This window comes from Flagellimonas iocasae (assembly GCF_042682725.1).
GTDB classification, from domain to species: Bacteria; Bacteroidota; Bacteroidia; order Flavobacteriales; family Flavobacteriaceae; genus Flagellimonas; species Flagellimonas iocasae.
The window spans coordinates 854,685-868,556 of sequence record NZ_JBHUHU010000001.1; the positions used below are offsets into that span (position 1 = coordinate 854,685).

At 42.2% G+C, this 13,872-nt stretch carries 14 protein-coding genes; 8 read left to right on the plus strand and 6 right to left on the minus strand.

Features of this window, described 5'->3' with window-relative positions:
• Positions 1 to 3 precede the first annotated feature (3 nt).
• Together ACFSJE_RS03845 and ACFSJE_RS03850 are read left to right on the plus strand one after the other, a co-directional pair.
• Positions 4 to 1,104, plus strand: coding sequence for an AI-2E family transporter (locus ACFSJE_RS03845; protein WP_379829659.1), 1,101 nt, complete (start codon positions 4 to 6; stop codon positions 1,102 to 1,104).
• Between the two features lie 73 nt (positions 1,105 to 1,177).
• On the plus strand, positions 1,178 to 2,293 hold the full coding sequence (locus ACFSJE_RS03850) for a THUMP-like domain-containing protein (RefSeq protein ID WP_379829660.1): 1,116 nt from the start codon (positions 1,178 to 1,180) through the stop codon (positions 2,291 to 2,293).
• Position 2,294: 1 nt separating this feature from the next.
• Here the strand turns inward: ACFSJE_RS03850 and ACFSJE_RS03855 are convergent, their stop codons facing one another.
• From ACFSJE_RS03855 to ACFSJE_RS03880, 6 genes are all read right to left on the minus strand, one after another.
• On the minus strand, positions 2,295 to 3,194 hold the full coding sequence (locus tag ACFSJE_RS03855) for an alpha/beta hydrolase (RefSeq protein WP_379829661.1): 900 nt from the start codon (positions 3,192 to 3,194) through the stop codon (positions 2,295 to 2,297).
• 45 nt (positions 3,195 to 3,239) lie between these two features.
• On the minus strand, positions 3,240 to 3,947 hold the full coding sequence (locus ACFSJE_RS03860) for a M15 family metallopeptidase (RefSeq protein ID WP_379829662.1): 708 nt from the start codon (positions 3,945 to 3,947) through the stop codon (positions 3,240 to 3,242).
• Between the two features lie 5 nt (positions 3,948 to 3,952).
• Entirely contained in the window at positions 3,953 to 4,681 is a 729-nt protein-coding gene (locus tag ACFSJE_RS03865) for a carboxylesterase family protein (RefSeq protein ID WP_379829663.1), read from the minus strand.
• Between the two features lie 8 nt (positions 4,682 to 4,689).
• Entirely contained in the window at positions 4,690 to 5,211 is a 522-nt protein-coding gene (locus ACFSJE_RS03870) for a 5' nucleotidase, NT5C type (RefSeq protein ID WP_379829664.1), read from the minus strand.
• A gap of 66 nt (positions 5,212 to 5,277) precedes the next feature.
• A complete protein-coding gene (locus ACFSJE_RS03875; protein ID WP_379829665.1) occupies positions 5,278 to 5,496 on the minus strand; it encodes a hypothetical protein in 219 nt (72 codons plus the stop codon).
• 13 nt (positions 5,497 to 5,509) lie between these two features.
• Complete coding sequence (locus ACFSJE_RS03880; protein ID WP_379829666.1) at positions 5,510 to 6,010, minus strand: DinB family protein; 501 nt, start codon at positions 6,008 to 6,010, stop codon at positions 5,510 to 5,512.
• Between the two features lie 219 nt (positions 6,011 to 6,229).
• On the opposite strand from ACFSJE_RS03880, the gene ACFSJE_RS03885 reads away from it, so the two are divergent.
• The 6 genes from ACFSJE_RS03885 to ACFSJE_RS03910 all read left to right on the plus strand — a co-directional run bounded on the left by ACFSJE_RS03885 (position 6,230) and on the right by ACFSJE_RS03910 (position 13,867).
• Positions 6,230 to 7,192 carry a helix-turn-helix transcriptional regulator gene (locus tag ACFSJE_RS03885; RefSeq protein WP_379830038.1) on the plus strand — a complete coding sequence of 321 codons (963 nt, stop codon included), beginning with the start codon at positions 6,230 to 6,232 and terminating at the stop codon, positions 7,190 to 7,192.
• Between the two features lie 192 nt (positions 7,193 to 7,384).
• A complete protein-coding gene (locus tag ACFSJE_RS03890) occupies positions 7,385 to 8,263 on the plus strand; it encodes an aminotransferase class IV (RefSeq protein WP_379829667.1) in 879 nt (292 codons plus the stop codon).
• 10 nt (positions 8,264 to 8,273) lie between these two features.
• Positions 8,274 to 9,857: an N-acyl-D-amino-acid deacylase family protein gene (locus tag ACFSJE_RS03895; protein WP_379829668.1), complete on the plus strand. Its 1,584-nt coding sequence runs from the start codon at positions 8,274 to 8,276 to the stop codon at positions 9,855 to 9,857.
• 10 nt (positions 9,858 to 9,867) lie between these two features.
• Positions 9,868 to 11,166 carry a M20/M25/M40 family metallo-hydrolase gene (locus ACFSJE_RS03900; protein WP_379829669.1) on the plus strand — a complete coding sequence of 433 codons (1,299 nt, stop codon included), beginning with the start codon at positions 9,868 to 9,870 and terminating at the stop codon, positions 11,164 to 11,166.
• Positions 11,167 to 11,169: 3 nt separating this feature from the next.
• Complete coding sequence (locus tag ACFSJE_RS03905) at positions 11,170 to 12,795, plus strand: serine hydrolase domain-containing protein (protein ID WP_379829670.1); 1,626 nt, start codon at positions 11,170 to 11,172, stop codon at positions 12,793 to 12,795.
• A gap of 1 nt (position 12,796) precedes the next feature.
• Complete coding sequence (locus tag ACFSJE_RS03910) at positions 12,797 to 13,867, plus strand: serine hydrolase domain-containing protein (protein ID WP_379829671.1); 1,071 nt, start codon at positions 12,797 to 12,799, stop codon at positions 13,865 to 13,867.
• The last annotated feature ends 5 nt before the right edge of the window (positions 13,868 to 13,872 follow it).

Genomic DNA, 13,872 nt, shown 5'->3' on the forward strand with positions numbered 1-13,872 from the left:
TACATGACTTCAAAAACCATAGCCAACGGAATTCTTAGGGCCGTCGCCATCATAGTGGGCGTTTTGTTACTTGCTTATTTTCTGTATAAAATTCAGTCTGTATTGGCCTATTTGGCCATTGCTGCGGTAATTGCTCTTTTAGGAAGACCCGTAGTATTGTTTTTAAGACGAAGATTGAAGTTTCCCAACACTTTGGCCGTGGTGGCCACCATGGTCTTTATGCTTGGGATTTTCATGGGGATATTGGCCTTGTTCATTCCTTTGATCACCGAACAAAGCAAGAATCTGTCCCTTTTGGACATCAATTCATTGAAAGCGGACATCAATGCCCTGTACATCCAAATCTTGGAATACTTCGGAGCCCCCTCGGGAAATATTGAGGATTTAATCAAAGATTCCCATCTTGATGAAAGCATGCTCAAAGATTTGGATTTTGGATTTATTCCCAACTTTCTCAACTCATTTGTGAACACCTTGAGCAATTTTAGTGTTGGATTTTTCTCTGTCCTTTTCATTTCATTTTTCTTTTTAAAGGACAGCAAACTTTTTCAAAATGGCATGCTCACTTTTGTGCCGGACAACAAGGAAAGTAATCTGGTAAAATCGGTTGACAAAATCAACGGATTGCTCTCAAGATACTTTGCTGGAATCTTATTACAGTTGTTCATTTTGTTTGTAATCTATACCATTTCCCTCTTACTGGTTGGGGTAGAAAATGCCATCGTGATCGCCTTCCTTTGCGCTCTCTTCAACATCATTCCTTACGTGGGTCCGATCATCGGTGGAGTCATCATGATCACACTCACAATGACAAGCTATTTGGGGGCTGATTTTAGCACCGTAATTTTACCAAAAGCCTTCTATGTTTTCATCGGTTTGGTGGTGGGGCAATTGGTGGATAATTTCTTCTCACAGCCCTTCATCTTTTCCACTAGTGTAAAGTCGCATCCGCTTGAAATTTTCTTGGTCATCATCATCGCCGGATTACTTTTTGGAGTAGTTGGAATGGTCGTCGCTGTTCCTGGATATACTGCTATAAAGGTGATTTTAAAGGAATTTTTAGCTGAAAATTCAGTGGTAAAGAAATTGACCAGGAACTTATAGCATAAATTTGAATGAACTCATATTAAATACTGGTGTACAGGGTTTTATATCTGAAAAATGGAAAGGTGACATCATGTCAGTTTTGCTTAAAAAACCACTTTTTGACGGTATTTCTCAACAAGAGCTGGCCGAGCAGCTGGAAGCCAAAAAAAAGTGCAAGTACAAACTTCCAACTTGGTTCAATACGCCTCTAATATATTATCCCAATAAACTCAATATTGAGCAAACCAGTTCCGAAGAAACAGCGCAATATAAATCAGATTTGGTCGATGGAAAAACGCTGCTAGATCTCACCGGAGGATTGGGTGTTGACACCTACTTTTTTTCCAAAAAAGTTGACTCGGTTTTTCATTGCGAAATCAATCAAAATTTGAGTGAAATTGCCCACCATAATTTTGAAGTTTTAGGTCAAAAAAACATTAGTTGTATTCCTAAAGATGGCTTGGATTTTTTAACAAAAACTGACAAAAATTTTGATTGGTTGTTTGTAGATCCCTCGCGCCGAAATGACAAAATTGGAAAGGTGTTTTTATTTAAGGATTGTCTCCCCAATCTTCCCGAACACCTCCATCTTCTTTTCCAAAAATCCAAAAATATTTTAGTGAAAGCCTCTCCCCTTTTGGATATAAAACAGGGCATAGAGGAATTGAATTTTGTAAAGGAAATTCATGTTGTAGCAATTCAAAATGAAGTGAAAGAATTGCTCTTTGTTTTGAATAAAGATTATGATGGCCCAATTGTCATCAAAACCATGAACCAAGTCCATGATCAAAAAATGACTTTTAATTTTAGGCTGGAAGATGAAGCAACCGTTTCAGTTGGATTCAATGAGCCAAAAAAGTATCTCTACGAACCCAATTCAGCCATTTTAAAATCTGGGGGATTCAAATCTGTGGCAGATACATTTGGTCTCAAAAAGTTACACCAGCATTCACACTTATACACATCCGATGTTTTGATAGATTTTCCAGGAAGGAAGTTTTCCATTTCCAGAACATTGGCCTATTCCAAAAAAGCTCTCAAAGAATTCACTCATAAAAAGGCCAACATCACCACACGAAATTTCCCTGTTTCTGTGGCTGAAATCCGTAAAAAACATCAAATAAAAGATGGGGGCGACACTTATTTATTCTTTACCAAGACCGCTTCAGACACCTTAACCGTTTTAGAATGCGAAAAATTGGATTGACCTACTCTAGGTTGTCAATCCAGTCATAGAGCAGTGTAATCCAATTTTTGAGACGTTTATCCTGCAAGGCCAAAGAAAATCCATGCCCTCCTTTCGGATATATATGCATGGTTACGGGCACATCTGCCTTTTTAAGGGCACTGAACATTAAAATACTGTTTTCAACAGGTACACCTCCATCATCTTGGGCATGCAATAGAAAAGTCGGTGGCGTATCTTGGGTCACATTTTTGTTCGCAGAAAATCTGTCTGACATTTCATCAGAAGGATTGTCTCCCAACAATGCTCCTCTGGAACCCGTGTGGGTAGTTGATTTTTCCATGGTGATTACGGGATAAATCAACGCCATGAAATCTGGTCGTGCGCTTAGGTCATCTGCATCATCCTGTCTTTCATAAACCTTATCGTTATAATGTGTGCCCAGAGTTGAGGCCAAATGTCCTCCTGCGGAAAATCCCATAATTCCAATCTTATCTTCCTTAATATTCCATTCAGAAGCTTTGCTTCGCACCAAACGCATGGCCCTTTGCGCGTCCTGTAATGGAACCACTTCTTTATCTTTTACAATGGATTTGGACAATGGTAGGCGATATTTTACCACAATCCCTGCCACTCCTCTGGAGTTTAATGCCTTTGCCATATCAATTCCCTCCCAATCGTAAGCAAGACCATAATAACCTCCACCTGGAAAAATAACCACAGCTTGCCCGGTGGCATTGCTTTTTGAGGGCAAATAGACCTCAATGGTGGGCTCTTGCACATTACTGATCCATATGAATCGTTCGGTCTCCACCTTTTCCTTTTCATCGGATGGTTTCTGGTTCGGAATTTCATTTGGCCACAACGGTATAATGGCTTTTTGGGCTGATAGGCCCATGGTGAATAATCCTAAAAAAATCATGAGGAGTAATGTGCGTTTTGACTGTTTCACTTTGTTTGTTTTTAGTTAATTGTTGCAATCCCATTTAAAATTGGTCACCTTATCATTGGAAGCCGCTGATAAATTATAATGCCACCATTCGGTTCGGATAGACCAAAATCCGTGGGATTCCATGGTTTCTTTCAATAATTTTCGGTTGTCCAAAATTTCTTGGGGGAGATCAAAATTATCGTGGTATGCCCTTTTTCCGAAGAAATCAAAATCAGTTCCCATATCCAGTTCATTGCCCTCCAAATCCACCAAGGTGATGTCCACCGCACCGCCTTTATTGTGTATGGACCCTTTTACGGGATCCGCTACATATTGGGGGTTGGGCACGATTTTCCACATTTTGTACTGAACCGAATTCGGGCGATAGCAATCAAAAAACTTTATTTTTACGCCCTCTTTCAAGAAATCGTTGTTGGCTTCAATCAATGCCTTTGCGGTTTTTACCCGAGTGTAGCATTCAGCGCAATCATACACTTTTGCTTTCAAAAAATTATTTTCAGTGGCATAGCGAAGGTCATAGGCGAAATCATCACTGAAATCTGCCAAACGAACAAATGCAGTATCGGCGAGACCTTCAAAAGTCTTTAGCTCTTTAACCGGTTCAACCATGGAATCGACCTGCTGAACAACAATTGGTTCTTGTTCAACAACCTTCTCTTTCTTTTGTTTTTCCCTACAATTGAAAAAGACAAGTGCCATCAAACTAAACAAGAAATATCTCATGCAACTCAATTTATACGTTTTTGCTTGGCCATCCATGTGTATAACGAATCGGTAGTATATGCCCTATCCCATGCATTATGACCCACATCTTGGTATCGGGTGTATTTGACATCATAATTCATTTCCTTGAGCTTTTCCACCATTCTGTCCGATTCCCCAACGCTGATGGTCTCATCTTTATCCCCGTGAAAAACCCAAATAGGCATATTTTTGTCAATCCAATGTGCGTAGGGTAATGGAGCCATTCCGCAAACCACGGCCAGTGCGGCAAATTTATCCGGATACTGCGTGGCCATTTCCCATGCTGCGCTTCCTCCTCTACTGAGCCCTGTGAGATAAATTCGGTTCTTGTCCACGCGATTGGTGTCCACAATGGAATCCAACAGTTGATTGACTGCTTGAGTGTTCCACCATTTTTTCTCGTGTGGATTCTGAGGTGCAAGTATTAAAAATGGAAATTGTTTCCCTTCAACCAAAAGTTTTGGCGGACCATTTTTCTTCACATGGAGCAATTCTCTTCCAGATTCTCCCCCACCGTGTAGAAAAAGCAATAAGCCGAAGTCTTTCTCCGGTTTTTCAAAATAGTCCTCTGGAAAATAAAGATAGTATCGTAAATCCTCCTTGGTAACGGTTTCAACTTCATCCTCAATCAACTGTGATTGTGCCGCGCAAGCTTGAAGAAACAACACTGCACCAAAAAGTGCAATCTTGGAGGTGATTTTAAGAATTTGCATGCTACAAGTTACAAAAGTTTGTCTGCGATTTCTCTCCAATTGTTCGCGCGTTCAAATTCTTTAGTATTTGTATTATGTGGCGAGGTGAACATTATACTCCGTCCATCAAAATTATGGAGGTTCTTGCTACGGTCGTCAATCAGGATATCACCCTTTAAAATAAATTTATCCCCACAAAGAATTCTTTTTTTCCATGGAATGAACGGAAAAAATTCGTCTAACCAGTCCGACTTTTCCTTTAGTGAATCGGGGAACTCCATCGCCGCAGAAGCAATATAGACATCATGTCTTTTGCTCAATTCAAACAGCACCTCTTGGCTATCCGGAATTACTTTTAGGTTTCTAAAATATCCGATTCGCCAATTATGTCCCCTTACGGTTTCTTGATGTTCTTCAGGAACACATTGCCAAGCTTCCTTGCCGTAACAATCCTCCAAAGTAAGATTTGCATTGAACTCGGTATTATACAACTCAAGGTGCGCGCCATAAGCATCGGCAATTACCTCATCCATATCCACAAAAATGGTCATATAAACTGTTTTCTGTGAAGTACGGAAAAACTCAATAAATGGTCAAAAAATAGTTACCGAAAAGCATCAATGCAATTCCTCACAATTAAACCCACTTTTTTGCAAAAGGGATGAAATAGCAGGTGCGGTTAAACTTTGGGTCTCGACCCGGAGGATATTGTCACAATCCTCCAAGTCGAAATTCCAATAGCCGCTTTGGTTTACCAATCGGTTCAGTAAGGGTTTAAGTCTTTTTACTTCGCTTTTACCTGAAACAGATGTTTTAAATACCAATACGTTTTTCATGTTCAATTATCAATTAGCTTCTGTCGTAAAAAAATGGTGGCTCCATACCTAATGAACGTAAATAGACATACCCTTGTCCACGATGATGGATTTCATTGTCGATGAAATAAAAAATTTGCGATTGCACGGTTCCTTCATACTGACCAAACAATTTTACCACCTCCTGAAATTTCTCGACTGGAATTTTAGCCCACAATTCATTGATTTGTTCGGTGGCCTCATCCCACCACTCCAACATTTTGGCCTTACTGTTGTTATGATCCATTTGTTCCTCAAACTTTGAAGTCTTGCCCGACACTATTTCCTGAAGTCCTGGAACCGCTATGGCCAGAAGTTCTGATACCAACCCTGAAAACGGACGCATTCCTCCAATGGAGTGGGTAAAGAACTCCTTTTCTGGAAATGCCTCGATGACCCTGCGGGTTACTCTTCGGTGTCCTTGCCAATGCTCCAAAAGTTGGGAAGACGTAATAACTTGTGCTGTTTCGTTTTGTTGTTCCACTGTGTTTTCCATGATACATTGTTTTTATGTTTTGATTCTGGAACCAAAGGTAAATGGGGGGTGTGACAACCCCGTGTCAGTAGTAAAAAGTGCGGTCAAAATTTTCTTTGCTGACAATACGCTGTCAGTGACCCACCCTAATTTTGAGATGCTAAAACTGAAAGAATGAACCAAAAATGGCCCACCTACCTTGGATTGAAATCATATCTTTGGGAGATAGGTCGCTCTATTATGGGAATGGATACCGCTAAACGTTTTGATAGGATTGTAGCCATCTTGATACAGCTACAGTCCAAACGCATTGTAAAGGCCCAAGAACTGGCCGATCGCTTTGATGTAAGCCTTAGAACCATTTATCGGGATATCCGAACCTTGGAGGCATCGGGTGTTCCCATTGTCAGTGAGGCCGGGGTGGGCTATTCCATTATGGAAGGGTATCGACTCCCCCCTGTGATGTTCACCCGTGAGGAAGCAGGGAGTTTTGTCGCGGCCGAAAAGCTGATGCAAAAATTCACGGACAAATCGCTTGGAACCTATTACGAATCTGCCATGTTCAAGCTGAAATCGGTTCTTCGTGGTAAAGAAAAAGAATGGGTAGAAGCTTTGGAATCGCAAGTGTCCATTTTTCCCGGGCAAGAACTGTTCAACGAAGATATCCCCAATGCCCTTGAAATTCTTTTTGAGAGCATTGCTGAAAAGAAACAGGTATTTTTAAAATACGAATCCCTCCGTGAAGATGACCCATCTGAACGCAATATTGAACCCGTTGGAGTCTTTCATGAAAACAACTATTGGTACATTCTAGGCTATTGTCATCTTAGAAGTGACTATAGACAATTCCGGACAGATAGAATCCTCCAGATTAAACGAACACCTCATAATTTTGCCCTGCAGCATGGTACCATTGATGAATACCGGAGCAAGTACGAAGAAATTCAAAAAACCAAAGTGACCATTTTGGTGAATAAAACGGTGGCAAAATACATCAGCGGTAGCAAAAAATACTATGGTTTTGTGTCTGAAAAAGCAAAAGGCGGTCAGGTAGAAATGACTTTTATGACCACAGATTTAAAAAATGGCTTTGCTAGATGGTACCTAATGTTCGGGGATTATGGCAAAATTGTGGAACCTGAGGAACTTAAAACCAGAATTGCCGAACTCTTGCAAAAAAACCAAGATATGCTTTCAGCATAAGCATCTAAAAAGGCGTCAATTTCTGTTATTTTCTTAAAATCTATCCCCTAAAATAGGATGTATTCAAACTGAAAAAAATCCCATAAGGAAATGGAGCGTAAGGTTTTAATTTAGAAAAATATCCGTTACCTTCACTGGCAGTGCATTAAGGTCTTTCTTAACCTTTTTGCGTATTGAACCAACCCTAAAATTATGCTGCCAAAAGGTAATTTTCCGGAAAAAATCTTTCTGAACGGTGAACTGATTTCAAGCCATGAGGCAACTATTTCTGTGTTTGACCGTGGTTTTCTCTTTGGAGATGGAATTTACGAGGTCATGGTACAGCTGGAAAATGGGTTGTTCTACAAAGATGCGCATTGGGAGCGGCTTCAAAGAAATTTGGATAAAATTGGAATCGCGTATGACGTAACCGAAATGGAAGCACAGTTAGACCCACTTTTAGTGTCCAGTAACCTCACCAACAAGCCCTGTTTGATTTACATGCAAGTAACCCGTGGTGTGGCGCCGAGGAAACATGCTTTCCCAAAAGATGTCCCCCCAACGGTAATGATGTATGCCTTGCCCTATACCCTACCACACATCAATAGCAAAAGCTCACACGCCATTTTACGTTCGGATAATCGTTGGCTCCGCTGCGACATAAAATCCATCTCATTGTTGGGTAATGTCATGGCCAATGAAAGGGCCATGGAAGAAAATGCGGATGAAGCGGTTCTCGTTCGTGATGGATTTATTACCGAAGGTTCGCACACCAACATTTTCTTTGTAAAATCAGGAAAAGTATACACCCATCCGGCCAACCAACTAATTTTGGATGGCATCACACGTAAAATTGTATTGAAACTCTGCGAGGATTTGGACATTCCTATGATGGAAAAGGCCATTGGTGTCGATGAAATTGATGATATGGACGAAGCATTTCTTACGGGAACAACAACCCAAATTGCTTCCATCGCCAAACTGGGTGACCATATCTATCACACTCCTGATGCCATTGGACCCATCACCAAAAAATTACAGCAAGCTTTTGCTGACCTTAAAAACTTAGAGCCCTCAAAGTTGGTGTTATAAACAAAAAAATATGAAAGCGCCCATTAACATTCTCAATAAACTGTTTTTAGGACTTGCATTCATCCTTCTCTTTTCCTGTGGGGGACCTACCTACGACATTCTTATATTAAACGGGTCTGTTTACGATGGTAGCGGTGGCGCTCCCATCAAAGCTGACATTGCCATAAAGGATTCCATAATTGTGGCGGTGGGAAACTTAAGCGATGCCAACGCAACCCGAATCATAGATGCCAGTGGTCTTGCTGTTTCACCTGGATTTATCGATATGCATACCCATTTGGAGCCCATCATGGAATTATTATCGTGTGAGAGTCATGTGAGGCAAGGTGTCACCACGGCTTTAGGCGGTCCAGATGGAAATTCACCTTGGCCTCTAAAATCCCATATGGACAGTCTTGTTGAGCAAGGAATAGGTATGAACGTGGCATACCTTATTGGTCATAATACCGTCCGGGAAAACATCATGGGATTAGAAAATCGTGCCCCAACCGCCGAGGAACTCCACGCAATGGAAGCTGAGATTGACAGTGCCATGCAAGAAGGTGCATACGGAATTTCAACGGGACTCAAATACCTACCTGGTGCTTTTTCTAAGGTAGATGAAGTGATTGCTTTATCTAAGGTGGCTTCAAAATATGGTGGGATTTATACTTCCCACCTCCGGGAAGAAGGTTTAGGTCTATTCGATGCCGTCCAAGAAGCCATTCAAATATCCGCTGAGGCTGATATCCCTGTGGTATTGACCCACCACAAAGCCATCGGAAAACCCATGTGGGGGAAAAGTGTTCGAACGCTCGCGATGGTTGATTCAGCTCGTGCCAAAGGGCTCGACATAAAAATGGATCAATATCCCTACACCGCCAGCTATACCGGAATTTCCGTACTCATCCCTAGTTGGTCCAAGGCAGGTGGTGAAGAAGCCTTTGCTGAACGGACCAAAGACCCTGTGCTGAGAGATAGCATCAAAAACGGAATTGTTTTCAATATCCTAAATGATCGCGGAGGTTCTGATCTAGACCGAATTCAATTTGCCCGTGTGGAGTGGCAACCTGAACTGGAAGGAAAAACCTTAAAATATTGGGCCGAGGAAAAAGGCTTGGAACCAACGGTTGAAAATGGGGCCGATTTGGTCATCGAGGCCCAACTAAATGGGGGTGCTGCCTGCGTATTCCATGCAATGGCCGAAGAGGATGTAACCCGAATCATGCAACATCCGCAGACCATGATTGGTTCTGATGGTCGGTTGGTAGCACCCGGAATGGGTCATCCCCACCCACGTTGGTATGGAACATTTCCTAGAGTTTTGGGGCACTACGTTCGTGAAAAGAAGACGTTGGAATTATCGGAGGCCATTCGTAAAATGACCTTATTGCCCGCCCAAAGTCTGAACATAACCGACAGAGGAATCCTCAAAGAAGGGATGCGGGCGGATATTACCATCTTTAATCCTGAAACCATCATTGATAAAGCCACTTTCGAAAAACCACATCAATATCCAGAAGGAATTGATTTTGTCATCGTAAATGGGATTTTAGCGGTGGATAATGGTGAATTCCATGACGTACGGTCTGGAACAGTATTACGAAAAAAATAGACATTTAGTTATGAAACACATTTTTACGGGCCTTGTATTGGCCACTTTCCTATTTTCAAACCTGAGTTCTGCCCAGGAAAGTCCAGAAATTGATAAAAAGTATACCAAAGAAATTGACAAGTTGGCCAAGGCCAAAAAGGTACAAACCGCCTTTTCCCTAATTACGGAACAAGAAGACCAGACCATGAAAGATTTGGTCACCTTGACTGAGGTACTTGCACCACCCTTCGGGGAAGATAAGCGAGGGAAGGTCTTTGCTTCCATGCTCATGGATGCAGGTATCGACAGCATTTGGACGGATAAAGTGGGCAACGTGATTGGTTTACGGAAAGGTACTTCGGGAGCGCCTGGTTATGTAGGTGTAGATGCCCATTTGGATGTGGTTTTCCCTGAAGGAACCGATGTTACCGTCACCAAAGTGGGTGATACCTTGAAAGCTCCCGGTATTGGAGACGATACCCGTGGACTTACCATGCTCATCAGTATGCTCAAGGCCATGAACAAAGCGGACATCAAAACTGAAAAAGATTTACTCATCGTTGGCACTGTAGGCGAAGAAGGACTCGGTGACCTTCGTGGCATGAAATACATGTTCAACGAATCAGGACTTAACATCGATTCTTGGATTGCCATTGATGGAGGCAGTATCGGTAGAATCAGCAATGCTGGATTGGGCTCCAAACGTTACAAATTGGTCATCAGTGGAAAAGGTGGACATTCGTGGGGCGATTTTGGCCTCGCCAATCCCCATCATGCCCTCGGTAAGGCTATCGATGTCTTTTCGAAAGATGCTTGGGCTTACACCTCTGGCGACATTCCCAAAACAAGTTTCAACGTTGGTCGAATTGGTGGCGGAACTTCGGTCAATTCCATTCCCTTCGAATCTTGGGCAGAGATTGACATGCGTGCCCTCAGCCCAATCAATCTGGATGAAATTGAAGCTATTTTCAAAAAATCCGTGGAAAAAGCCATTGCCGAATACAATGCCAGTGGAGTTAAAGGAGAGGTGACTTATGAATTGGAGCAAATCGGTGATCGCCCTTCCGGCGAGCTTCCCGCTACCCTACCCTTGATTCAGCGAGCGATGGCAGCTACCCAGTATTTTGGCGTAGAACCTTCGTTGGGAAGGGGTTCCACCAACATCAATATTCCGGTTTCCAAAGGAATTCCTTCCATTTGTATTGGCCGTGGTGGACAAGGAGGAGGAGCACACTCCCTTCATGAATGGTATATGAATGATGAGACTGGTGCTGAATCCATTCAATTGGCGTTATTGATCACATTGGCCCAAGCAGGATTAGAAAAATAAAACATGAAAAGAAAAATATTCAGGCTATCCTTTTGCCTTGCTTTTCTATATGCAAGTCTTGTTTCGGCCCAGTTGGACAATATCGCTCAAATTGACAGCCTTTTTCTGGAATGGAACCAACCCAACCATCCAGGAGGAGCTGTGGCCGTCATGAAGGGGGACAGCATTGTTTTTTCAAAAGCATATGGTTTGGCAAGTCTGGAGTATACTATTCCCAATACACCGGGAACCCAATTCAATGTGGCCTCTGTCTCCAAGCAGTTCAGTGCTTTGGGGATTGTATTGCTGCATCTTCAGGGAAAACTTTCTGTGGATGATACCATAGATAAGTACATTGGTGGTCTACCTGATTTCGGAAAACAAATCACTATCCGGCAGATGATGCACCACACCAGTGGACTCCGAAGTCTGCATGCCCTTTTTGCCTTGGCTGGATGGCGAAACGATGACTCAAGGACCAATGCCGATTTGGACCGAATCATACCCATGCAAACTGAATTAAATTTTGAGCCTGGCTCCGAATACATGTATTGCAACACTGGATATATGTTCTTGGCCAATATTATTGAAAAAGTAACGGGCAAAAAATTTGTGGATTATATGAAGGAGGATGTTTTTGAGCCGCTGGGAATGAATGACACTTATGTGGAACCGGACTATGACGCGATTGTTCCCAACAATGCAACCTCCTATTATTCCAAAAAAGAGGGTTTCGTACGTGCCGCGGAATATTGGGGCTATATCGGGTCTGGAAATATGCATACGACCACGAACGACCTACTGAAATACCTCAAAAATTATTATCAACCTCTATCCGGTTGGGAAAAGGCCTTTGAAACTATGTTGACTTTAGACCTTCTGAATGATGGTAGTTTTAGTGAATATGCCTTCGGAGTCAATGTGGATACTTTATACGGCAAAAAAAGAGTGACCCATGGCGGTTCTATTGGTGGTTTTCGGTCCAATGCAGCGGTATTTCCCGATGAAAAAACCAGCATTGCCATCATTACCAATTTTTCTTCGGCTAATCCAGGTGATAAATCGAACCAAATTGCGGGGATTCTTTTTGGAAAGCCCAATTATCACAAACATTTGGAGGTGGCAAAGGTTTCCAAAAGTCGTATGGATTCCTATGCGGGAGATTATTGGGAGCATACCACTTATGAGGAAGAAAAAGTCGAAATAAAAGGGGATACCCTTTTTCTTGGGGCGTCGAAAACACCATTTCTACCCATAAAAGAAAATCTATTTGAAGCTTTGGACCCGCAAAATGGTACTCGATTGGAATTCAGCAATGGACAATTCATTTATCGTCCGTATAATAGAAAAACCAAGATTTTCAAAAAGTTCATTGAGCAACCACTTACTGAGGAGTCTGCAAAAGAATATATCGGAGCTTACTACAGTCCGGAGATTCACACTTCCTATTCCATTTTTTACAGGGAAGGAAAGTTATTTGCCTATCATATCCGGCACGGAGAATTGGAATTAAAGCAAAAATTTGAGGGTTTACTGGTGGGCGAATATCCATTGGATGTTCTAAAGTTTAAACGTGAAAATGGCAACGTCTCTGGAGTGTGGATTTCCAATGGTAGAGCTCGCAACCTTTGGTTTGTAAAAACAGAATGACATGAAATCAATTCCAATACTTTTCTCGCTAGCTTTTCTCCTTAGTTTTTATGCTGTAAAAGCGCAGGTTTTCCCAGACCGGGTCTGGCATTGGGCCTCAGAAACCGAAGCCAAAGCATGGAACAATCCAAAAGCGGAAGCCTTTCATGAGTATTTGGTGGACAGCACAAAAATTACGGGATTGATGATAATCCATAAAGGCAAGGTGGTGTTCGACTACGGGGATGTTGAGGAACTTAGTTACATCGCCTCAATCCGAAAAAGTGTGCTATCTATGCTGTACGGTCAGTATGTCGAAGATGGTTCTATCCGACTTGACAAAACTATCAAGGAACTAGGCATAGATGATGTTGAAGGCATACTTCCCATTGAGCAAGCGGCTACTGTGCGGGATATTATTTCTGCACGTTCCGGAGTGTACCACCCCGAAGGATACGGGGGCGGAATGCAAGAATATGCACCTAAACGCGGTTCCGTTCAACCTGGGTCCTATTGGTTATACAGCAACTGGGATTTTAATGTGGCCGGATACATTTTCGAGCAAGAAACCGGAAAGAACATCTATGACGAGGTAGAGCGACAACTTGTAAATCCCTTGCACATGCAAGATTGGGACCGTTCCTTACAGCATAAAGAGGGAAATACTTCCATCTCTAAATACTTGGCTTACCCTATGTGGTTTTCAACCCGTGATATGGCTCGATTGGGGTTGTTGATGCTCAATAAAGGAAAATGGAAAGATGTACAGGTCATCAGTGAAGCATGGGTCGATGAAATGTTGAAATCCCGAACCTCCCATAAAGAACTGAACAAAAATGTCCCCGTTTTTCAAGGAACGGGGGTAAACTACGGCTATGGTTACATGTGGTGGTTGTGGCAAGATGTTAAAGACCCTCGGTTTGAAGGAGCGTATTCCGCCAAAGGAGCCATGGGACAAAATATTACGGTCTATCCCGCTATTGAAACGGTATTGGTTTTTAAGACAAAAGCGGCTTATGGACGAAGTAATTCTTCAGGGGTACGAATAAAAGTGGCCCAAAAAGCTGCGGAAATCTACATGATGGAAGACTAACACAC

Bases quoted from the DNA above. Each gene is read 5' to 3' on its own strand.
- ACFSJE_RS03845 (WP_379829659.1), top strand. From the start codon at position 4: ATGACTTCAAAAACCATAGCCAACGGAATTCTTAGGGCCGTCGCCATC.
- ACFSJE_RS03850 (WP_379829660.1), top strand. From the start codon at position 1,178: ATGTCAGTTTTGCTTAAAAAACCACTTTTTGACGGTATTTCTCAACAA.
- ACFSJE_RS03855 (WP_379829661.1), bottom strand. From the start codon at position 3,194: ATGATTTTTTTAGGATTATTCACCATGGGCCTATCAGCCCAAAAAGCC.
- ACFSJE_RS03860 (WP_379829662.1), bottom strand. From the start codon at position 3,947: ATGAGATATTTCTTGTTTAGTTTGATGGCACTTGTCTTTTTCAATTGT.
- ACFSJE_RS03865 (WP_379829663.1), bottom strand. From the start codon at position 4,681: ATGCAAATTCTTAAAATCACCTCCAAGATTGCACTTTTTGGTGCAGTG.
- ACFSJE_RS03870 (WP_379829664.1), bottom strand. From the start codon at position 5,211: ATGACCATTTTTGTGGATATGGATGAGGTAATTGCCGATGCTTATGGC.
- ACFSJE_RS03875 (WP_379829665.1), bottom strand. From the start codon at position 5,496: ATGAAAAACGTATTGGTATTTAAAACATCTGTTTCAGGTAAAAGCGAA.
- ACFSJE_RS03880 (WP_379829666.1), bottom strand. From the start codon at position 6,010: ATGGAAAACACAGTGGAACAACAAAACGAAACAGCACAAGTTATTACG.
- ACFSJE_RS03885 (WP_379830038.1), top strand. From the start codon at position 6,230: ATGGGAATGGATACCGCTAAACGTTTTGATAGGATTGTAGCCATCTTG.
- ACFSJE_RS03890 (WP_379829667.1), top strand. From the start codon at position 7,385: ATGCTGCCAAAAGGTAATTTTCCGGAAAAAATCTTTCTGAACGGTGAA.
- ACFSJE_RS03895 (WP_379829668.1), top strand. From the start codon at position 8,274: ATGAAAGCGCCCATTAACATTCTCAATAAACTGTTTTTAGGACTTGCA.
- ACFSJE_RS03900 (WP_379829669.1), top strand. From the start codon at position 9,868: ATGAAACACATTTTTACGGGCCTTGTATTGGCCACTTTCCTATTTTCA.
- ACFSJE_RS03905 (WP_379829670.1), top strand. From the start codon at position 11,170: ATGAAAAGAAAAATATTCAGGCTATCCTTTTGCCTTGCTTTTCTATAT.
- ACFSJE_RS03910 (WP_379829671.1), top strand. From the start codon at position 12,797: ATGAAATCAATTCCAATACTTTTCTCGCTAGCTTTTCTCCTTAGTTTT.